The organism is Victivallis vadensis (assembly GCF_003096415.1).
Classification (GTDB): domain Bacteria; phylum Verrucomicrobiota; class Lentisphaeria; order Victivallales; family Victivallaceae; genus Victivallis; species Victivallis vadensis.
The window spans coordinates 83,114-102,503 of the sequence record NZ_QEKH01000013.1 but is presented as its reverse complement, the minus strand read 5'-3'; the positions used below and the strand labels follow the sequence as shown (position 1 = coordinate 102,503).

Here is a 19,390-nt window from a genome sequence, read left to right as displayed (position 1 = left end):
GACGACCTCCCGGTTCGCGTGTTTGCTGTTATTATAATTCAATGATCCGAATTTTTCAAGTCTCAAAAGTAAATTGACTTGACAGGCCGTTCAATTACGGCTATATTCATCTCCACGGTGAGATATTTCAAGAATTGAGGAGATATGGATTATGAGTGAACAATTTGAACCCCATCCCGGGGGGGGATACTATGCCAATACCGACTTTATGCCGGTGGACTCCTGGCGCATTCTGCGCATCATGTCCGAGTTTGTCGAATCTTTTGAAACGATGAGCCGGATGCCGGACAATCTGGTGGCGGTGTTCGGTTCCGCCCGGACTCCGGAGGATTCTCCGGATTATCAGGCCGCCCGGCAGACCGGCGCGATGCTGGTCAAAGCCGGCTACGGCGTGATCACCGGCGGCGGCCCGGGCATCATGGGGGCCGCCAACCGCGGAGCCAAAGAGGCGGGCGGCCGGGCGATCGGTCTCAATATCGAACTGCCGATGGAGCAGCATCCGAATGAGTATCAGACTGATTCGCTGTCGTTCCGCTACTTTTTCATCCGCAAAGTCTGCTTTCTGAAGTACGCGAGCGGAGTGATCGTGTTTCCCGGCGGCTTCGGCACGCTGGATGAGCTTGCGGAAGTGCTGACCATGATCCAGACCCGCAAGATCAACCCGATTCCGGTCATCCTCGTAGGCAAGAAGTTCTGGAACGGCTTCCTGCATTGGATCAAGGAAACCCTCGTCTCGGCGGGGATGATTTCCGAGTTTGATCAGGGGCTTTATCACCTGGTCGACTCCGCCGAAGACGCGGTTTCCTATTTGCAGGCCTGTCACCGCTACGGCCGCAACGGCACCGTGCGTTCCGAAAACAAGTGAGCGGGGCGCCCGCTGCCGGCCCGCCGCAAATCAGGACGGGGCGGCTTATTGGGGGATAAGTTCTCAGGCGCCGGCGAGGGGAACCGGGAGAGGTGCGCGACATCTCCCCCGGAGCTATTCGAAAAGCGCCGATCCCGTGCTCACTACCCTCCGGGTCCTTTGAACTGCTGCTTTCCTGGACGAGGAATTCAGAGTTGCAGCGCGACGATCATCGTGTAGATTTTGGAGTCGATGCCGACTCCTTCGGATTCCTGACGTTTCACGAATTCGGCCAGATGAGTGCGGGAAACCCGGAAACACTCGATGCACTCGCTGTCTTCCGGATGCGGAGTCGCATTCCGGTTCCGGGGAGCGTCTCCGTCGACTTCCATGGTCACCAGTGAAATCGCTTCGCCGGTAAGCCCGGGGGAACTGTAGCCGGGCAATGAGACGGAGAGCACTTTCCCGTGATAACCGGTCTCTTCGTAAAGCTCGCGGACTGCGGTTTCTGCGGGCGTTTCGCCCGGATCGATCAGACCGGCGGGGAATTCCAGCATCAGCCTGCCCGTCGGCGGGCGGAACTGGCGCACGAAAAGAATCTCGTCATCCGGCACGATCCGGGCGATGATGAATACGGCGGAAGCCTCGCCGTCACGGTCCACGGCTTCCCAGTGGCGGAGGCGCCCCCGGTCGTCCTGGAAGGACAAATCTTTCAGCACCAGAAACTTTCCGGCGCCGATCACACTGCGGGACAATATTTTTTGCTGCATGGCACAATCCATAAAATTACTGAATTTCTTTTAAGATGCACTTGCAAAATGGAGATTTCAAGTTAAGTTAAAATAAAATCTTTTCAAATCCTATTTCCAAGCAATTCAATAAGCCACTCCACGGCGGCGGTATCATCGGCAGCCGAGGACGCGAGAGAAGTTTTTATTTTTATGATTTTGGGAATTACCGGCGCGTTCGGCTGCGGTAAAAGTGCCGTCCTGTCGCATTTTGCCGCACGGGGCTGGCAAACCGCCGATGCCGATCAGCTTTGTCATGAATTCTATCAGGAACGCGATCCGTCGTTTCTCTCGGCTCTGACCGGACGCTGGGGAAAACAGGTGCTTGACGCCACCGGCGGTGTAAATCGCCGCGCGTTGGGGAAAATCGTCTTTTCGGATCCGGGAGAACTGGCCGAACTGACCCGGTTGATCTACCCGCGGCTCGGAGAGAAACTGAGGACGCTGACCGGCTCGTGGAAAGAACGTGAACTGAATGGAGCGGTCGAGGTTCCGCTGCTCTATGAAGAACGGTATGAATCGTGGTTTGACGCGACGGTTGCCGTCTGGGCGGCAAAAGAGGTCCGCCATGCCCGGCTGACCGCCGCGCGCGGCTTTACCGCCGCCGAGATCCGGCAGCGGGAAGACCGGCAGCTGGCTTCCGACGTGAAGCTGGAGCGCGCGGACTATGCATTGATCAACAACAGCAGCCGCGAAGAGCTTGAACGCCAGATCGATCTGCTTATCAGTCAATTACAATTAAGGTAACGAAAACATGGATGAAATCACCGAACTTCTTCCGGCCGGCGAGGCCGGAAGCGAAACTTCACAGCCCGCAGCCCCGAAACGCCGCGGCCGCAAACCCAAAGCCAAGACTGCTCCCGCGGAAAAAAGCGAGACGGAATCCGCCGAAAAACTGACTGCCGACCTGCCGTTCATCCCGGAGCCGGAAGCGGTTCCCGCCGCTGCGGCTGCGGAACCGGTTGCCGCTCCGGCCGACCAGCAGGCTGAAGTAGCGGCGACCTCCGATGCGGTGATGCGCGAACTTCTGCTGGAGGAGCTTTCGGAACCCGCCCGCGAAACGCCGGTCCGCAAACGTCAGGAGAACTCCGCGGAGGAGAACGGTCAGGCGGCTCCCCGCCGTGGGCGCCCCCGTCGCGAAAACAACAATCGCGACAATAACAACCGTGAAAACCGCCAACCCCGGGAATTCCAGGAGAACGGCAACCGTGAGCCGCGCGAAAACAACAAACGCGAAAATTACAATAAGCGGGAAAACTACAACAACCGCGAGCCTCGCGAAAATTATAACGGCAACCGCGAACCGCGCGAAAACTATAACGGCAACCGTGAACCGCGTGAAAATTATAATAACCGTGAGCCGCGCGATGAACAGCGCGAAGAGCCGCAGCGCGATCATATCGGTCCCTCGCTGAACATCAGCGAGCTTCAGGAAAAGTCGATGCAGGAGCTTGCCGTGATGGGGGCCGAACTCGGCATCGAGGGCATCGGCGCGCTGGATAAGTCGACGCTGGTGTGCGAGATTCTGCGGGCCAATGCGGAAAAATGCGGCCAGATGTTCGGCTCCGGCTACCTCGAAGTGTTGCCGGACGGTTTCGGCTTCCTGCGGTCGCCCTCCTACAGCTATCTGCCCTGTTCCGAGGACATCTATCTGTCGCCGTCGCAGATCAAGCGTTTCGCGCTGAAAACCGGCGACTTCATCGCCGGCCAGATCCGTACCCCGCGCGAAAAGGAACGCTTTTTCGCGATGCTGAAGGTCGAGAGCATCAACAATGACTCGCCCGAACGCAAGAAGGAGATCATCCCCTTCAACAGCCTGGTCCCCTACTTCCCGACCCAGCGGCTGGTGCTGGAGCGCGATCCTGCGGATTATTCCACCCGGATCGTCGACCTGGTCACGCCGATCGGCAAAGGACAGCGCGGCCTGATCGTCGCTCCGCCTCGCACCGGAAAGACCGTGCTGCTCCAGAAAATCGCGAACAGTATCCGCGCCAACAACCCGGAGGTCAAGCTGATCATTCTGCTGATCGACGAACGCCCCGAGGAAGTCACCGACATGATGCGCAGCGTCGACGCCGAAGTGGTCAGCTCCACCTTCGACGAGCCGCCGGAGCGGCACGTTCAGGTCGCCGAAATGGTGATCGAAAAGGCCAAGCGCATGGTCGAATACAAACAGGATGTGGTGATCCTGCTCGACAGCATCACCCGTCTCGCCCGCGCCTACAACACGCTGCAGCCGCACAGCGGCAAGATCCTGACCGGCGGTGTGGACGCGACCGCGCTGCACAAGCCGAAGCGGTTCTTCGGAGCGGCGCGCAACATCGAGAACCACGGCAGTTTGACCATCATCGCGACCGCGCTGGTGGAAACCGGCAGCCGCATGGACGACGTGATCTTCGAGGAGTTCAAAGGCACCGGCAATATGGAACTGCACCTCGACCGCAACGTTTCCGACCGGCGCATCTACCCGGCGATCAATGTGGAAAAATCGGGCACCCGCAAAGAGGAGCTGCTGCTCCATCCGGATGAACTCAACAAGGTGTGGATCCTGCGCAAGGCGATCAACGGCGTTCCGCCGGCGGAAGCGATGGAATTGCTGCTCGGCCGCCTGAAGAAGGTCAAGACCAACATCGAATTTCTGTTGACGCTTCAACCCGGGAACAACTGATTTTCCGGCAACTCGAAAGGGAAACGATTATGGCGGACCTGCGTAAAAAAAATTCGACGGTGTCGGCGTATCTGCTCTTTCTCGTGGTCCTGCTGGTGGTGGCCGCCGCGGCGATCATGCTGTGGCCGGTCTATCAGGATTACCGGAAGAAGCAGACCGAGCTCAACGACCTCAACGCCCGGCTCAATGACCGCAGGGAGGAGTCGGCGCGCCTGAACACCGAGGTCGCCGATCTCAAGCGTTCCCCGGAGGCGGTGGAGAAGGTCGCCCGCGAGAAGTTCGGCCTGGTCGGAGACAACGAAAGTGTGATCCGTTATCAGGTCCCGGAAAAAGCGAAATAATTTGACATTCCGCCGTTGCATTTGCGCATTGTTATTTATATATTATAAATACCAAGGGAAATTCAACCGCGAACCGTCAGTTTTTATCTCAGGAAAGGGATTTGGCAGTGAAAAAAAATATGTATGTGATTCTGGTCGGCGTTGCCGTTCTGCATATCGCCGTTCTGGGCGGCCTTCTGGTCTCCGGCGGCTGCTCCAGCACCGTGATGAATGAACGCCAGTACGCGCCTGCAGCCGGCGGCGAAACTCCGATGGATGAGTTCACCCGGCAGCCTCCGGTTGTCCAGCCGCAGCCCACGGTCAATGAGCTACCTCCGCCCGTGCCGGTTCCGGCCGCTCCCAAAACGCAGCCTAAAGAGGCTGTGAAACTGCCCGTCTACAAGCCGATGACCGGGGTGACTTCGAGCGGTGGAGTCAGTTCCGCGCCGGTTACCGCGGCCGCCGGCGGCACCTATGTGGTCAAAGCGGGCGATACGGTCGGCAAAATCGCCAATGCGCACGGCGTCAGCCTTTCCGCGATGCTTAAGGCGAACGGACTCGACCTCAACAGCGCCAAACGGATCCGCCCCGGCCGGAAGCTGGTGATTCCGACCGGTGGCAAGCCGGTGACTTCCGTAAAGACCAGTGAAAAGAGTGTGACGAAAGGCAGAAAAGGCGTCGCCCCGGTCAAACCGGGTTCCGCCGCGCCGGTTGCCGCCGACGGCACCTACACGGTAAAGGCCGGGGACACGATTCCGGGGATCGCCAAAAAGCTCGGCATCCGGTCGCGCGATCTGCAGAACGCCAACAATCTTTCCGACGAGGCGACCCGCCGTCTTCAGATCGGCCAGAAGCTGGTCGTTCCGGGCAGGGGCGGTTCCGTCAATACGGTAAGCACCAAGCCGGTGCAGCCGACGCCGCCGAAACAGGAAACCAGTATCGATGACCTGCTTAAGGACGCCCAGAGCGCCGAGGTTAATCGCACTCCGGAGATTCCGCCGGCGGACAACGGCGCGCCTGTGGTTCCGGCTGTGACGGAAAATCCGGTTGTTCCCGTCACGGAGAAACCGAACGAGGTCGTGACCGGCAATTCGCAGTTGTTTGAGATCACCGACGACCAGATTTCGCTGGAAGACTTCGCGAAGAAATACAACACCACGGTCAGCGTTCTGAAGCAGCTCAATCCTGAACTGCCCAAGGACAACACGCTTCGCAAGGGCAGCGTGATCTTCATTCCCGCGGAATGATCCGGTTCGCGATGAAACCTCTCCTCCGGGCTTCGGTCCGGGGGATTTTTTTTTGCCGTTTTTTTCGCTTTTCCGCTTGACCGGGGAGGCGGTTTGATTCATGGTATATCCGGGGAAGTCAATGTTTTTATTTCAGGGAGGGAATCAGATGTTCAGAATCCTGCTGGCCGCGCTGCCGGTTGCGGCGGCCTTTGTATTTGCGGCGCCGGCGGCTGATGCGGCGGTCCTTCAGGAAGGCTTTGGCGCTTCCTCTTCTTTTACCCTGAACGGGCTTTTTGTGCAGCTCTCTCCCGACCGGGACACGCTGCGGATCGACACCACCCGGGCCGCGAATGACTGGAACTGGCTGTTCCGCACCAAAGCCGGGATTCTGAAACCGGGAAGAAATTATGTGGCCACTTTCCGCTGCAGGGTTGAGGAGCCGGATGCGGCGCGCCGTTTTTTCCATTTTCTCTGCCGCCCCGTCTCCGCCGCTGATGCTTCACTGGATTCCCTGCGGCACAACGAGGGCGGCCGGACGGAGTTCCGGCCGGTCACTCTGCGGTTCCGGGCCGGGACGGAGGCGGAAGACTACGCTTTTCAGATTCATGCTTTCCGTCGCCTGAAAGGAGAGATCACCGACTTCAAGCTGGCGGAGGGGACGCAGGACGGCTTTATCCCGATTCAGCGGAATCTGGCGCCAGCCGGCCGGAACGATTGGCGGATTCCGGCCGGGGCGCGGGAGTTCGAGGTAGACCGGCCCGATAATCCGGCGGGAGCCATCGTCGATGCCGCGGAGTTCGGTCTGAATCCGGCCGCCCCCGACAACACCGCCGCCCTGAACCGGGCCATCGCGCACTGTCGCGCCGCCGGAGCGGCCCGGCTTCGGGTTCCGCCGGGAACCTATCGCATGACGGCCGACGCCGCCGTCCTGTTCGACGGCCTGCGGGATTTCGTCTTCGACGGCGGCGGGGCAACCTTTGTCTACTGCAAAAAGCGGGAGCCGAATTTCCTCATCCGGCAGTGCGAGCGGGTCGTGTTGCGCAACTTCAAGGTGGATTGGGATTGGGAGAAGGACCCGCTTGCCAGTCTGGTCGAGGTGGCGCAGGCGGCGGAGGAGTTCGTGGACTTCCGGTTCGTCGAATACGACCGGTTCCCCCGCCGGGATCTGCGCGTTGCGATCGTCAGCAGCTTCGACCCGGCGACCCGGTCGGTCGGCGTCGAGGGAGGTTTCGACCGCGGCTTTGAATTCTTTGCCGGCCGCAACCGGCCCGACACCGAATGGCTGTCCGGCAATGTGCTGCGGCTCCGTCAGAAGGGCGGGCTCGGCCGGTTCCGCGAAGGGCAGCTTTTCCGGATGCAGCATTATTACTACGATATGAATTGCTTTGTGATGGCGGACAACCGCCATCTCTCTCTGGAGGATATTGACATCCATTCCTGCGCGGGCCATGCTTTCACCGTCGGCGGCATTCAGCAGTACTGGCAGTTCCGACGGGTCAATATCGCCCCTCCGGCAGGAGTTTCCCGCCGCATGATCACCTGTACGGCGGATCACTGCCATATTTCGCGCTCGCGCGGCTTTTTCAAAATGGAGAACTGCGAATTCAGCTACGGCGCCGACGACTGCCTGAATGCGCACGACAACACCGGATTCGCCGAGAGATCCGGCGCTCATACCCTCGTGACCCGCAACGCCCGGCAGGATACTTTCCGGGTGGGCGATCCGGTTGAGCTGCGCCACGGCGACTACTCCCCCTCCGGCTTCACGGCCACGGTCCGGGAAGTCCGGGCCGTCGACGCGGCCGCCGGCCGGTATGAGCTTTCCTTCGCGGAGGAGCTTCCGGCGCCGCAGGCCGGAGGCTTCATCCTTTTCAACCGGAATTACGGAACGCGCAACCTGATCATACGCAACAATTTCTTTCATGACAACCGCGCCCGGGGACTCCTGCTTCTGGCGCGGGATGTCACGGTGGAGGACAACCATTTCCGGCATAATGAGATGGGAGCGATCAAGATCGAAACCGGCTATACTCTGAATTCCTGGAGCGAGGGATACGGCGCCGGCAACATCGTGATACGGAACAACCGGTTCGATTCCGTGAACCCGCGCGACGTCGGCAATGACGGCAAGGCGCGTGATATCTATCTGGGGGTCTATCTCAGGACGGACCCGTCGACGGAACGCACCGCTTACCCGATCCTTTCGGACATCCTGTTTGAAAACAATCTCTTCAAGGACAGCTTCGGGCTGGTCGCTTTCATCAGCTCCGCGGGGAATGTGACCTTCCGCAACAACACGTTCGTGAATCCCACCGCGCGGAAAAAGCCGCTGTCCTACCGGGCCGGGTTCCACGTGACCCATTCGGAGAATGTCCGCATCGTCGGCAACCGCTATATCGCGTCGCCGCACGTCCCGGATCCCGGCGTTTCCTACGCCCCGGATTCGGTCAGGGATTTGCAGGTCTACGGCAATACGGTCGTAACGGAACAGGCTCCCTGACCCGAAGCAGCTACACGCGCGGCTGCAGGAAAGAGCGGTAGCCGGCGGCGAGATTTTCCATCGCCTCGCGGTAGAAGCGAATCTGGTCGCGGGTGCCGCAGGCGCAGACCGCCCCGGCGGTTTTGCCGTCCTCGGTCGGCTGGGTCAGGTTGCTGATGGTCATGAAGCCGTTGATCTGGAGGTCGCTCAGCGGACTGATGAAGATTTCCGAGTCGCGCAGGATCGAAATGCCCATCGAACCGACGAATTCGCTCATCGCCTCCGGCATCAGCCGGTGGCCGATCTGGTAGAACAGCGGGTGGATCATCGAATAGAGCTCCAGCAGCTCGTAGCTCTCGCTTTCACCGCGCCGGGTGCGCCACAGGCGGCGGTTGAACTCTTTCTGGAAGTTGATGAACCAGCTCAGCGGATTGTTGCGGTCGAAGTAGCGCCCCGCCCGGATAAAGACCAGACTCAGTTCCCGCTCCGCCGGATTGCGCCCTTCGAGGTCGGTGTCGACCGGAAAGAGCATCTTGCCGTTGCGGAAGAAGCGGTGCTGGGCCATTCCCCAGATGATCATTCCGGCGACCGTGGCGGGGCCTTCCATCAGCGTGGCGTACTTTTCATTCAGCTCCCGGCGCAGCGCCAGCAGCGGCTCGAAGTCCACGAAGAAGCGGCAGCGGAACAGCCGGTTGCCCGCGTACTGCACCTCCGGTTTCGCCGCCGGGCTTCCGGCGGGCGGGAACGGCAGCGTCCCGAAGTTCCCCCAGTTGTGTTTCAGGTCGGCGAGCAGTTCCTGCATCGGCATGCCGTCGACCGGCACGTGGTGGTACTGCATCCAGAGGTCGACTTCCCGGAAATCCGGCGTGAAGCGCGCGATCACATTCAGCAGCCCCCAGCCGGGATTGCGGTATTTGCGCAGATTGGGCGTGGCCAGCCGTCTGGCGTTCAGCGCAACCGGATCGTCCGGCAGGAATTCGCAGTGGATAAAGGTTGCGGTCAGCAGCCGCTCCACCAGGTTCTTGAGCTCGAATCTCGCGGCATAGCTGTAGCCGGGCACTTTGCGGGCCCAGCGCCGGAGCCGGGTCGAAAACCGGCGGCTGACCTCCTTGCTGTCGTGGCGGCGCAGGTTGTTGATCAGCCGGACGGCTTCGCGCATCACCGCCTTGACCGCCTCCGTGTCGAGGAGCTGGAAATTTTCACGCCCCGGGTCGAAGTGCATTTCGATCCACAGCAGCTCGCCGGTGCGGTCGTAGAACGCCTCCGCCACATCCGTGAACCAGACCTTGCGCCGTCCCAGCCGGAACCAGCCGGGGCTGGCCGACCAGTGAAGCTGGCTGTGATTGCGGATGTATTCGCCGAGATGGTGAATCAGCTCCAGCCGGGCCGAAACCGGATTGTCGGGGCGGCTGCCGTGATAATAGTTCAACCGGAAGCAGGAGAGCACGAATTTGGAGTATTCACTGCGCAGGAAAATGCCGGTCGCCTTGCGCCAGCCGTTCTCCTCGGCCCTCATGCCGAGCTTTTTCAGCAGTTGCAGCACCTTGATGAAGCCGAGCAGGAAGATCGTGCCGAAGCTCCAGCGGTCGACCAGCCGGGTCATCCGGAGTTTGTAGACGTCGCGCAACTGGCGCAGCTGATCCATCGAACGCTCCCGCAGCGACCGGGATTCCACCACCGGGGCGGCCGCCTTCGCCGGCAGCAGTTCCGTTGACGTTTCCGGCGCGGGCGCCGGGGGAGCGTCCAGCAGGAAATCGGCGATCAGCCTGCCGGTTTCCTCCGGGCACTCCTCCTGCGGCGAATGGCCGCATTCGGGCAGCACCTCCAACCGTGAACCGGCGATGCAGTCGTGGAATTTTTCACCGTCTTCCATCGGGATAATCCGGTCCTGTGCGCCCCAGATGATCAGAGTCGGCAGCCGCAGCTTGCGCAGATCCTGCTGAAAAGCCGGCACATTCGGAATCAGAAACTGTCTGGCCGCCGCGATCACGCATTCGCGCGAACCGGGCAGCCGCATCGCTTCGGCATAGGCTCCGACCAGCTCCTGACTGATCTTCATCTCGCTGGCATAGGCCTGCTGCATGATCAGATAGGCCATCAAATCCTCGTTGGCGAAGCGCAGCAGCGGATTGTCGTGCGACATCGCGGCCAGAGTTTCGATGAAGGCCGGCACCTGTTCGAACATGCCGGCGCTGTCGATCAGGACCAGTTTGTCGACCCGGCTGCGCACGTCGGAGTAGTTCAGGATCAGCGAGGAGATCGCCCCGCCCATCGAATGGCCGATCAGCACCAGATCCTTCAGGTCCAGCGAACGGATGAAGTCGGCGGTGCTGCGGGTGAAGTCGAACAGCGACAGCCGGTCCGGATCGTTCTTGGACGAATACCCGAAGCCCTTCACATCCAGCCGGATGTAGCGGAAATCCGGCGGCAGGTACTCCAGCACCGGTTCCCAGGTGCAGGAAAATTCCGCGAATCCGTGGATCAGCAGCACCGGTTGACCGGCCGCTTCGTTGTCGAAATAGGCGATCCGGGTGATGACTCCATTTTCATCGGCCTGTTCCAGCCAGCGGCGTTCAATCATAAGCGGAAATCATTTCCTCGCATTCGGGCATTGATATTATCATAAAAGAAATATAACATCTCCCGCGCATTTTTACAGTCCCCGGAGCGAAAAAGCACAGAAAAAGCAAGTTTTTCATTCGGAGTTCATCTGCCGGTAGGCGCGCGGCGAAAGCGCGAAGCGGCGAGTGAAGCATTTGGTCAGGTAATTGCTGTCGCAGAATCCGGTTTTCCGGGCGATTTCCGTGACCGGAAGCCGGGAGCTGCGCAGGAGCTCCGCCGCCTTGTCCAGCCGCAGGCGGTTCAGGTAGTCGATCGGGCTGTCGTCCATCGCCTCCCGGAAAAAGCGGGTCAGCGTCGGGACCGAGCAGCCGCAGTGGCGGGCGACTTCCGCCAGCGCGACCGGCCGGGCATAGTTCTCCTCGAAATAGCGGAGGATGCGTCCGATTTTCATCGTCTCCTCCGAGCCGGTGGTTTCACTTTTGGAGAAAGTGCGGCAGATCAGCAGCATCAACTGCAGGAAAAGCAGCCGGGACATCAACTCCCAGCCGGGCGTCTGCCGCTGCTGTTCGCGCCGCATCCTGAGCGTCAGTTCGCGCGCCTGGTTGAACCGTTCCGCCTCCAGCGTCAGCCGGTTTTTGTAACGGGCGCGCCCGGCCAGCAGCGGATCGCTCTCGAAGAACACATAGTAGCCCAGCAGCGATTTGAGCTGGTCCAGTTCCGCGGCGAGCCGGTCGGGCAGATAGAGGAAGTTCGCGATATTGAGTTTTTTCAAATTCCGGTAGCCGTGCACCTGGCGCGGCTTGATCAGGAACACATCTCCGGGATAGATCGGGTAGCTGCGTTCCTGCAACACGTGCAGCCCGCTGCCGCCGAGCACCAGCACCAGTTCGTGAAACTCATGGCTGTGAAGCAGATCGGAATTTTCCGAATAATCCCGGATGCGCAGCGCGACCGGCATATCCCGGTGGAAATGATGGTCCGACGTGATGAAATGCGGCGCTTTGCCGGGGAATTGATCCATGTTTTCTCCTGATTTCAGCGAAATATACCATTCTGTGATCGGATTATCAAGGTTTTTTGGAAAAAATACGGTATAATTGATAATAATGCAACAAAAACAGGGAGTTGGCCATGTCGATTTATAAAAATGCGATCCGGGACGCCCGGATTCGGGAATATCTGCCGGTGCACCGCGTGATGCTGGCGGAACAGGCGCAAAACGCGGAAATCCTGCCGGGCAATCCGGCGATCCAGCCCTCCATTTCGGGTTCCGAACGTCTCTGCATTCTGCAGCCCGGCGGCGCGCTGTTGCTCGACTTCGGCGTTGAACTGCACGGCGGGGTGCGGATCGTGAACCGCTCCGGCGCGGGGCGCATCCGGCTTCGGTTCGGAGAGTCGGCGAGCGAGGCGATGGGAGCGCCGAATCAGGATCACGCGATTCACGACACCGAACTGCAGGTTCCGGCGATGGGGATGCTCGAATACGGCAACACCGCATTCCGCTTCGTGCGGATCGACGCGCTCGACGCGAAGCTCGAACTGATGAACGTGCTCGCGGTCGCGCTGTACCGCGACCTGAAGCGCGGCGGCTCCTTCCGCTGCTCCGACGAACGGCTGAACCGGATCTGGGAAACCGGCGCCTACACGCTGCTGCTGAATATGCAGGATTACATCTACGACGGCGCCAAACGCGACCGGCTGGTCTGGATGGGGGATCTCCACCCGGAAATCTGCGGCATTCTGTCGGTATTCGACGATGTGTCGCTGATTCCGGCCAGCCTCGACTTCGTGCGGGACCACACGCCGCTGCCGCGGGTGATGAACAACATCACCAGCTATTCTCTGTGGTGGATCGTCAACCAGTACGAATACTATCTGCATCGCGGCGACCTCGTCTATTTACAGGAACAGCGGGAGTACCTGACCGGCCTGCTGCGGCAACTGGAGGAGTATGTGAATCAGGACGGCTCCGAAATGGTGCCGCCGCGCCGCTTCCTCGACTGGCCGAACAACGACAATCCGGTCGCGATGCACGCCGGGCTGCAGGGGCTGCTGTGCCGCGCATTCCAGTGCGGCGCGAAGCTCTGCGGCGCGCTCGGCATCGACGCTTCCCGCCCGCTGGAGTTCGCGCGGCGGATGATGGGTCACGTGCCCGACTGCGGCGACAGCAAGGCGGCGGCCGCGATGCTGACGTTGAGCGGAATCGCGGACCGTTCCGACGTATTGGCGCGCGATCCGTTCCGCGGCGTCAGCACCTTCTACGGCTACTACATGCTTCTGGCGCAGCCGACCGCTCCGGCGCTGGAGCTGATCCGCCGCTTCTGGGGCGGGATGCTGGATTACGGCGCGACCACTTTCTGGGAGGATTTCGACCTCGACTGGCTGAAGAACACCTCGCCGATTTCGGAACTGCCGGTGCCGGGCAAAGACGACCTGCACGCCGATTTCGGCAAGTACTGCTACCGGGGATTGCGCCACAGCCTGTGCCACGGCTGGGCGGCGGGGCCGACGCCGTTCCTGAGCGAACGGGTGCTCGGCGTGAAGTTCCTCGAACCCGGCGGCCGCAAAGTGGCGGTCAGCCCGGAACTGTGCGGCCTCGACTTCGCCGAGGGCAGCGTGCCGACGCCGTTCGGCCCGGTCCGGGTGGCGGCGAGCCGCTCCGGCAGGCCGGAGATCGACGCTCCGGAGGGGGTGGAGGTCGTCGCCGGTTAACGGACGGCGGCGGCGTACACCGCTGCCGCCTGCTCGATTTCGGCGGGTGTTTTTCCCGGCTTGTACAGCGCCGAACCGATTCCGACTCCGGCGCAGACGTCCAGAAACGCCGCGATGTTGTCCGTGTCGACCCCGCCGACCGCAAGGATCGGGGCTTTGATGACCGCTTTGAGGTCTTTGACATAGCCCGGGCCGAGTTTCCCGGCGGGGAAGAACTTCAGGTAGTCCGCGCCCGCGCGCAGCGCGGTGAAGGCTTCGGTCGCGGTGAAAAAGCCCGGAATCGACACGAGGCCGAGCCGCTTGGTCTCGCGGATCACTTCGGGATTCGCATCCGGCGAAATGATGAAGCGGCCTCCCGCCGCCGCCACGTCGCGGACATTTTGCGCAGTGAGGACCGTGCCGGCTCCGGCGAGCAGTTCGCCTGCGGCATGGTACTTCGCCGCCGCGTGCCGGATGCTCTCCAGCGCGTCCGGTGAATTCAGGGGGACTTCGAGCAGCCGGATTCCGGCTGTGCGCAGTGCTTCACAGACGGGGAGCATCTCCTCCGGCGTGATGCCGCGCAGGATCGCCACCACGGGGCAGCGTCGGGCCTGTTCCTGAAACGTCATCGCATCACCTCGCCACCCGGCCCGAACCGGAGCCGTTCATCAGCGCGGCGACCTCCTGCCGGGAGCTGTAGTTGTAGTCGCCGGGGATGGAGTGCTTCAGGCAGCTCGCCGCGGCGGCGAAGCGGATCGCCGTTTGCGGTTCGGCGTACTCATCGCTGTAAAGCGCGTAGATCAGCGCCGCGCCGAAGGAGTCGCCGCCGCCGAAGCGGTCGACGATGTCGCGGATCTCATACGGCGCATAGTTTCCCGCCGCGTCGAGCGGGGCGAAAAAGGCTCCGGCTTCGCGGTCGAAGAGCATCGCCCCCCAGTTGTTGTGGTCGGCGGAGACGCTTTCGCGCAGCGTCACCGCGACTTTCGACACCTTCGGGAAACGTTCGAGCAGCCGCTTCGCGACCTCCCGGTAGCCGGCGGCGTTCAGTTTGCCCGCCTCGACTTCGGTCGCCTCGGAGCGGATGCCGAACACATCGGCGGCGTCCTCCTCGTTGCAGATGAGCCAGTCGGCCAGCGGCACAAGTTTGCCCATGCACTCGGCGGCCAGCTCTTTCGGGGCGGTGCCGGGGCGCCAGTTCCAGAGTTTTTTGCGGAAGTTCAGGTCGCAGGAGATGGTCACGCCCCGCGCCGCCGCCGCCTCCGCCAGCGCCTGCGTCGAACGGCAGGCGTTTTCGCTGAGGGCGTGCGTGATTCCGGTGAGGTGCAAGTGACCCACGTCTTCGAGCATCGCGTCGAAGTCGTACTCCTCCGGGGTGAGCAGCGCGATCGTCGACCCCTCCCGGTCGTACACCACGTTCGAGCCGCGCTGTGCCGCGCCGTGTTCGGCGTAGTAGACTCCCATGCGTCCCCGCGGTTTCCAGTTGATCCGGGTCGTGTCGACGCCGAGGCCGCGCAGTTCCGCCGCGAACGCCTGGGCGACCGGATTCGGCGGCAGCGCGGTCAGGCAGCGGGCTTTCGCGCCGAGCATGGCCAGCGAAGCGCAGACATTCGCCTCGCCGCCGCCGTAAGTCGCTTCAAGAGGGCCCGGCAGGCTCTGGGCGAACCGTTTCCTTCCCGGCGGGCAGAGCCGCAGCATCACCTCGCCGAAACCCGCGATATAATTTTTATTCATAGATCAACTCCCTGTTGGTTTTATCGGTTGCGCCGGAACTTCAGCGCGGTCATCGACGCCGCCGGAAACTCGTGAACGAAGCTGCCGGAGGCCGGTTTCACCGCGACCGGGCGCGGAATCGTATCGGCTGCGGTCTCCGGGGCCGCGGCGGCCAGCACGACACCGGAACCGGCTGCGGCGTCGAAGTTTTCCAGCTTCACCTCCGCCCGGACCGGCTTTTGCGGATCTTTATTGAATACCGTCAGATAGAGGGTGCCGCCGTCGGCGCTGCGGCTGGCGAGCGCCGTCAGGGTGCGGTAGGCCGGGAACACCGGCTGGGTTTCGAGCGCAAAGCGCAGGTTGCGGATTTCGACCGTGCCGGAGAGCGGAGCAGAAACGCCTTCCACACGGAACAGCACTTTGCTTCCCGGAGTGTCGGGCAGCACCTGATAGCTGCCGGTGAATCGCTTCCACTGCGTTGCGGCCTGAATGCCGGAAATCGAAACGGCGGAGGCGGTTTTCTCCCAGCCGCGGCTGTCGACCATGCCCAGGCCGAACGCTCCCGACGGGCGTTCTCCCGGCCGGTCCGGCGTATATTTCGCCTCGAATGAGATCAGATAGCGGAAAGCATCTCCGGCGGGGATCTGTGCCGGGCGCGGCAGTTCGGCGAATTCAGGATAGGCGCTTTTGCCGTCGAATCCGTCGAACCGGATCGTCAGCGAATCCTTTCCCGCCGCGGCCAGTGCGATTCCGGCCGGGAAGTGTTTCCCGGAGATCGCGCCCGGCTTTGCCTCCCCGGCGGGTTCCGGCAGGAGGAGCCGCCCGCCCCGCGACACTGCGAGACCCGGAACCGGAGCCGCGTCGAGGCGCGGCGCATCCGCAACGGCAGTCTGCACAAGTTCGCTGCCGGTATAGCCGCCCCAGGTTTCAAAGAAGGAAACCGGAGCGCGCCGGAGGGTGATTTCACCTTTTTCGTTGCTGCGGAAACTGCCCCAGTAGCCGTTGACCACCTGCCAGTAGTTCGCGCACAGGATGCCGTTTTCCGGCTTCAGCCAGATGCGCTGCAGGTCGGCGTTCATCAGCCCGGCGAGGAAGCTGAACCGCCACGGATACGGCTTGTTGCCGGTCGAACCGATGTTGAATTCGGTCATCGCCAGCGGCAGTTCCCTGCCGGTCAGGGCGCGGGCCTGCTCCCGGTACTGCTTCAGCCGGAATTCTACCTGATCGCCGTAGGCGAGGACGGCGGCCAGCGCCTGCTGCGGCGTCTGGTCCGCGATGCGCGGCGCATAGAAGTGGAGCACCACGAAATCCGCCTCCTTTCCGGCCTGTTCAAGCACGGTGCGGTTCCACGGCGAATCGTACTGTTCGCCGGTTCCCGGCTCCATCACGATCCCGAGCCGCACGGCCGGATCGACCCGGCGCATCGCCGCGGCACAGGAGCGGAAGTAGGCGGCGTACTCCTCCGGCGTGTAGTGGCGGCGCGGCACGAGGTTGTGGCTGCCGTGGCTGCTCTCGTTGCCAAGCTCGAAGTAGCGGACGCAGTACGGTTCTGGATTCCCCCACTTCGCGCGCTTCATCGCCCATGGGTGTTCCGGCGTCGCGGGGGCGTTCAGGTACTCCACCAGTTCGGCCATGTGTTCCGGCAGCTCCTCCGCCGGCAGCGCGTAGTCGGTCATCGTGATGATCGGCTCGGCGCCGAGCGCCCGGCAGAGCCGGATGTACTCGTCGATGCCGAACTTCCAGTCGGGCCGTTCCGAAAGTGGTCCGACCGCCTGCTTCCAGTTGTAGTTGTGCGCGAGGCAGCCGCCCGGATAGCGCATCATGCCGATGCGCATTTCGCGGAGTTTGCACACGATGTTCGGATGGGGCCGGTTCGCCGCCGGGTCCCAGGTCCCTTCGCCCTGCGCGACCGCGTGCGGATTGATCGGCGCATTCAGGGGGCGGTCGAAAATCCCCCGGTCGTCGGCCGCTTCGATGTTCGCTCCGAAGACCAGCGGGTTGACCGGTCCGGCGCTTTTCCCGGCGTCGACCGTGATGCGGGGAGTGCCGGCTCCGGCCGGGAGGAGTGCGGCCAGCGCCGCGATCAGGGAAAACAGTCTGTAGTTCATGGGAAATCTTTCCTGAGGGTTACATGGTCGGCGCGTCTTTGGCGTTCCAGTGGCGGTTCCAGAGGACCTTGCTGCCGCCGAGGTTCAGGTCGTCGTCGATCCGGAACATGATGTTGTCGACGTTGCCGCCGAGAAACAAATAAGTGCCGAATGCGCCGCCGTGCGTCCACTGTCCGTCGGAAGTGCCGGAGGCGACCGAGAAACCGAATTCGATCGATTTGCTGTTGCGGAAACACTGCATCGCCGCATCCGGCTGGCACGTCAGCGAAATCAACTGGGTCGGCTTGTTGCGGACCCGGTTGACCGCCCCCTGCAGACAGGTCGATGCGTCGGACCAGAGGTAGCCGTTGCAGCGGTAGCTCTTCGGCGGGAACTCCGTCGCGGTCCTGACGATTGCGTCTTTCGGGCAGCGCACCAGTTTGATGTCGTCGGATTCCGGGATGTAGCCTCCCTTGATCAGCCAGTGTTCCCACGACCTGCCCGCCTGCGTGGTTTCCGGCAGGCGGTCTTTGAAGTCGCCGGTGTACATCAGGATGGTCGTGCCGATCTGTTTCAGGTTCGATTTGCAACTGATCGCCTTGGCGCGTTCCCTTGCCTGATTCAGCGCCGGCAGCAGCATCCCCGCGAGGATCGCAATGATTGCAATCACTACGAGTAGCTCGATCAGGGTGAACCGGGCAAAAACGGGGAAAGAACGAAGCCCGGACAGGGCGGACGGTTCCGCCAGGGAAAATTTTCTCATGGTACCAACTCCATTTCCTGTTTGTTCATAGTTTGATGGGCAGCGGTTTCCGGCCGGCCGGACAATGAATGGATCACGCGCGGCGGATGCGGGAGGCTTCCCGCCCGGAGATCCGCCTCGGTGAATTCCGCGAGCAGGATTTCGCCTGCGCCGTACCGGTCGCGGTCGTAGACGCAGAGGATCGTTCCGTCGCTCTGCTGGGCGAAATCCGGGTAGGAAACGCCGGTGCGCGGGTCGATCATCATGCCCGGCGTCCAGCTTGCGCCGTCGTCGTCCGAAAGGCAGGCCTCCAGTTTTTCGCGGACCGGGCTGAAAGGGCCGTCACACCGGTGGTTGACCAGCAGCAGCGCCCCGGATTTCAGCCGCCGCAGCGCGAAGCGGGAGCCTGGGCCTCGCAACCGGGAACGGCGCGGAGGCGTCCAGCTCCGGCCGCCGTCGGCGGAGACGGCTTCCGCGATGCCGTAGAGCGTGCGGATCAGCATCAGCAGCGACCCGTCGCGCCGTTCGACGAAGAGATGTTCATCGAAGATCCGGCCCTCCTCCACCCGGACAAGGCCCCGGCGGTGGAAACTTCTGCCGCCGTCTTCCGATACGAAGAGATTCGCCCCCGAATATGCGCGCAGCGATTCGGGGAGGCGCCCTCCGCCGGTTCCGTCACCCCAGACGGAGACCGGCAGCAGCCAGTCGCCGTTCGCCGCGACCGTCGGCTTGTTCAGCATGATTCCGTCGCAGATCCGTTCCGGGCGGCTCCATGAGAGAACCGGGGCGTCCGGCGCGGCGCAGACGCTCTGCCAGACGCCGTTGACGCCGTCGGAGACATCCTTGCCGGTCTCCCGGCAGCGCGACTGGCTCCAGAAGAGCCGGAGATTTCCGGCGGGATCGAGCCACAGCCCGGCGTCGAAACAGCGGATTTCCCGCCCCGGATGATCTACGCGCAGCACGACCGGCCATTCGCCGGGAAGCTGCGGCGTGCAGCGCGCCACCATCAGGTAGTTTTCGGGGCCTTCCCCGTCGCCGCCGCCGTACCAGACGGCGAAGCGGTTCCCGCCGGGCGTCACCTCCACGCCGGGAATCCCCTGAAAACGGGACGGCTCATCGGAGGCTCCCGGCAGAAAACACGGCGCGAGCAGCGGTGAATTCAGTTTGTCAACATCGGTCATTTCAATTTCCTTTTTACATTCGTGCCGCGTCCGGCAGCTCCTGTCACGTTATAATTATACCACCGTTTTGGGGAAAAGCTTCCGGAATT

15 protein-coding genes are annotated in these 19,390 nt (G+C 62.0%); 7 read left to right on the top strand and 8 right to left on the bottom strand.

Features of this window, described 5'->3' with window-relative positions; all coding sequences use genetic code 11:
• Positions 1-151 precede the first annotated feature (151 nt).
• Positions 152-865 carry an LOG family protein gene (locus tag C8D82_RS09385; protein ID WP_116884021.1) on the top strand — a complete coding sequence of 238 codons (714 nt, stop codon included), beginning with the start codon at positions 152-154 and terminating at the stop codon, positions 863-865.
• A 188-nt stretch (positions 866-1,053) separates the two neighbouring features.
• Here the strand turns inward: C8D82_RS09385 and C8D82_RS09380 are convergent, their stop codons facing one another.
• Positions 1,054-1,614 (bottom strand): NUDIX domain-containing protein, encoded by a 561-nt coding sequence (locus C8D82_RS09380; RefSeq protein WP_165832971.1) that lies wholly within the window; start codon positions 1,612-1,614, stop codon positions 1,054-1,056.
• Positions 1,615-1,785: 171 nt separating this feature from the next.
• Between C8D82_RS09380 and coaE the strand changes: the two genes are divergently transcribed.
• The 5 genes from coaE (at position 1,786) to C8D82_RS09355 (ending at position 8,349) form a co-directional block, all read left to right on the top strand.
• Positions 1,786-2,379: a dephospho-CoA kinase gene (coaE, locus tag C8D82_RS09375; protein WP_116884019.1), complete on the top strand. Its 594-nt coding sequence runs from the start codon at positions 1,786-1,788 to the stop codon at positions 2,377-2,379.
• A gap of 7 nt (positions 2,380-2,386) precedes the next feature.
• Entirely contained in the window at positions 2,387-4,300 is a 1,914-nt protein-coding gene (rho, locus tag C8D82_RS09370; RefSeq protein ID WP_116884018.1) for a transcription termination factor Rho, read from the top strand.
• A 29-nt stretch (positions 4,301-4,329) separates the two neighbouring features.
• Complete coding sequence (locus C8D82_RS09365; protein ID WP_116884017.1) at positions 4,330-4,641, top strand: FtsB family cell division protein; 312 nt, start codon at positions 4,330-4,332, stop codon at positions 4,639-4,641.
• Positions 4,642-4,742: 101 nt separating this feature from the next.
• Positions 4,743-5,867, top strand: a complete 1,125-nt coding sequence (locus tag C8D82_RS09360; RefSeq protein WP_116884016.1) for a muramidase family protein — start codon at positions 4,743-4,745, stop codon at positions 5,865-5,867.
• 148 nt (positions 5,868-6,015) lie between these two features.
• Positions 6,016-8,349 (top strand): right-handed parallel beta-helix repeat-containing protein, encoded by a 2,334-nt coding sequence (locus tag C8D82_RS09355; protein WP_165832970.1) that lies wholly within the window; start codon positions 6,016-6,018, stop codon positions 8,347-8,349.
• A gap of 10 nt (positions 8,350-8,359) precedes the next feature.
• Here C8D82_RS09355 and C8D82_RS09350 read toward each other — a convergent pair whose 3' ends face one another.
• Entirely contained in the window at positions 8,360-10,909 is a 2,550-nt protein-coding gene (locus C8D82_RS09350; RefSeq protein ID WP_116884014.1) for an alpha/beta fold hydrolase, read from the bottom strand.
• A gap of 114 nt (positions 10,910-11,023) precedes the next feature.
• Positions 11,024-11,911 (bottom strand): helix-turn-helix domain-containing protein, encoded by an 888-nt coding sequence (locus tag C8D82_RS09345; protein WP_116884013.1) that lies wholly within the window; start codon positions 11,909-11,911, stop codon positions 11,024-11,026.
• Between the two features lie 110 nt (positions 11,912-12,021).
• On the opposite strand from C8D82_RS09345, the gene C8D82_RS09340 reads away from it, so the two are divergent.
• Positions 12,022-13,602: an alpha-L-rhamnosidase-related protein gene (locus C8D82_RS09340; RefSeq protein ID WP_116884012.1), complete on the top strand. Its 1,581-nt coding sequence runs from the start codon at positions 12,022-12,024 to the stop codon at positions 13,600-13,602.
• Here C8D82_RS09340 and C8D82_RS09335 read toward each other — a convergent pair.
• The 5 genes from C8D82_RS09335 to C8D82_RS09315 are packed head-to-tail and all read right to left on the bottom strand — an operon-like array spanning position 13,599 to position 19,301.
• Entirely contained in the window at positions 13,599-14,210 is a 612-nt protein-coding gene (locus tag C8D82_RS09335; RefSeq protein WP_116884011.1) for a 2-dehydro-3-deoxy-6-phosphogalactonate aldolase, read from the bottom strand. The genes C8D82_RS09340 and C8D82_RS09335 overlap by 4 nt on opposite strands.
• Before the next feature lie 4 nt (positions 14,211-14,214).
• Positions 14,215-15,312 carry a sugar kinase gene (locus C8D82_RS09330; protein WP_116884010.1) on the bottom strand — a complete coding sequence of 366 codons (1,098 nt, stop codon included), beginning with the start codon at positions 15,310-15,312 and terminating at the stop codon, positions 14,215-14,217.
• Positions 15,313-15,332: 20 nt separating this feature from the next.
• Positions 15,333-17,399 (bottom strand): hypothetical protein, encoded by a 2,067-nt coding sequence (locus C8D82_RS09325; protein ID WP_116884009.1) that lies wholly within the window; start codon positions 17,397-17,399, stop codon positions 15,333-15,335.
• A 19-nt stretch (positions 17,400-17,418) separates the two neighbouring features.
• Positions 17,419-18,141, bottom strand: a complete 723-nt coding sequence (locus tag C8D82_RS09320; protein WP_116884008.1) for a type II secretion system protein — start codon at positions 18,139-18,141, stop codon at positions 17,419-17,421.
• Positions 18,138-19,301, bottom strand: a complete 1,164-nt coding sequence (locus tag C8D82_RS09315; protein ID WP_116884007.1) for a sialidase family protein — start codon at positions 19,299-19,301, stop codon at positions 18,138-18,140. Before C8D82_RS09315 ends, C8D82_RS09320 begins: the two co-directional genes overlap by 4 nt.
• Between the last annotated feature and the right edge of the window lie 89 nt (positions 19,302-19,390).

Coding starts and splice junctions, on each gene's coding strand:
- C8D82_RS09345 (WP_116884013.1), bottom strand. CDS start 11,911: ATGGATCAATTCCCCGGCAAAGCGCCGCATTTCATCACGTCGGACCAT.
- C8D82_RS09325 (WP_116884009.1), bottom strand. CDS start 17,399: ATGAACTACAGACTGTTTTCCCTGATCGCGGCGCTGGCCGCACTCCTC.
- C8D82_RS09355 (WP_165832970.1), top strand. CDS start 6,016: ATGTTCAGAATCCTGCTGGCCGCGCTGCCGGTTGCGGCGGCCTTTGTA.
- C8D82_RS09385 (WP_116884021.1), top strand. CDS start 152: ATGAGTGAACAATTTGAACCCCATCCCGGGGGGGGATACTATGCCAAT.
- C8D82_RS09315 (WP_116884007.1), bottom strand. CDS start 19,301: ATGACCGATGTTGACAAACTGAATTCACCGCTGCTCGCGCCGTGTTTT.
- C8D82_RS09340 (WP_116884012.1), top strand. CDS start 12,022: ATGTCGATTTATAAAAATGCGATCCGGGACGCCCGGATTCGGGAATAT.
- C8D82_RS09330 (WP_116884010.1), bottom strand. CDS start 15,312: ATGAATAAAAATTATATCGCGGGTTTCGGCGAGGTGATGCTGCGGCTC.
- coaE (WP_116884019.1), top strand. CDS start 1,786: ATGATTTTGGGAATTACCGGCGCGTTCGGCTGCGGTAAAAGTGCCGTC.
- rho (WP_116884018.1), top strand. CDS start 2,387: ATGGATGAAATCACCGAACTTCTTCCGGCCGGCGAGGCCGGAAGCGAA.
- C8D82_RS09335 (WP_116884011.1), bottom strand. CDS start 14,210: ATGACGTTTCAGGAACAGGCCCGACGCTGCCCCGTGGTGGCGATCCTG.
- C8D82_RS09320 (WP_116884008.1), bottom strand. CDS start 18,141: ATGAGAAAATTTTCCCTGGCGGAACCGTCCGCCCTGTCCGGGCTTCGT.
- C8D82_RS09380 (WP_165832971.1), bottom strand. CDS start 1,614: ATGCAGCAAAAAATATTGTCCCGCAGTGTGATCGGCGCCGGAAAGTTT.
- C8D82_RS09350 (WP_116884014.1), bottom strand. CDS start 10,909: ATGATTGAACGCCGCTGGCTGGAACAGGCCGATGAAAATGGAGTCATC.
- C8D82_RS09365 (WP_116884017.1), top strand. CDS start 4,330: ATGGCGGACCTGCGTAAAAAAAATTCGACGGTGTCGGCGTATCTGCTC.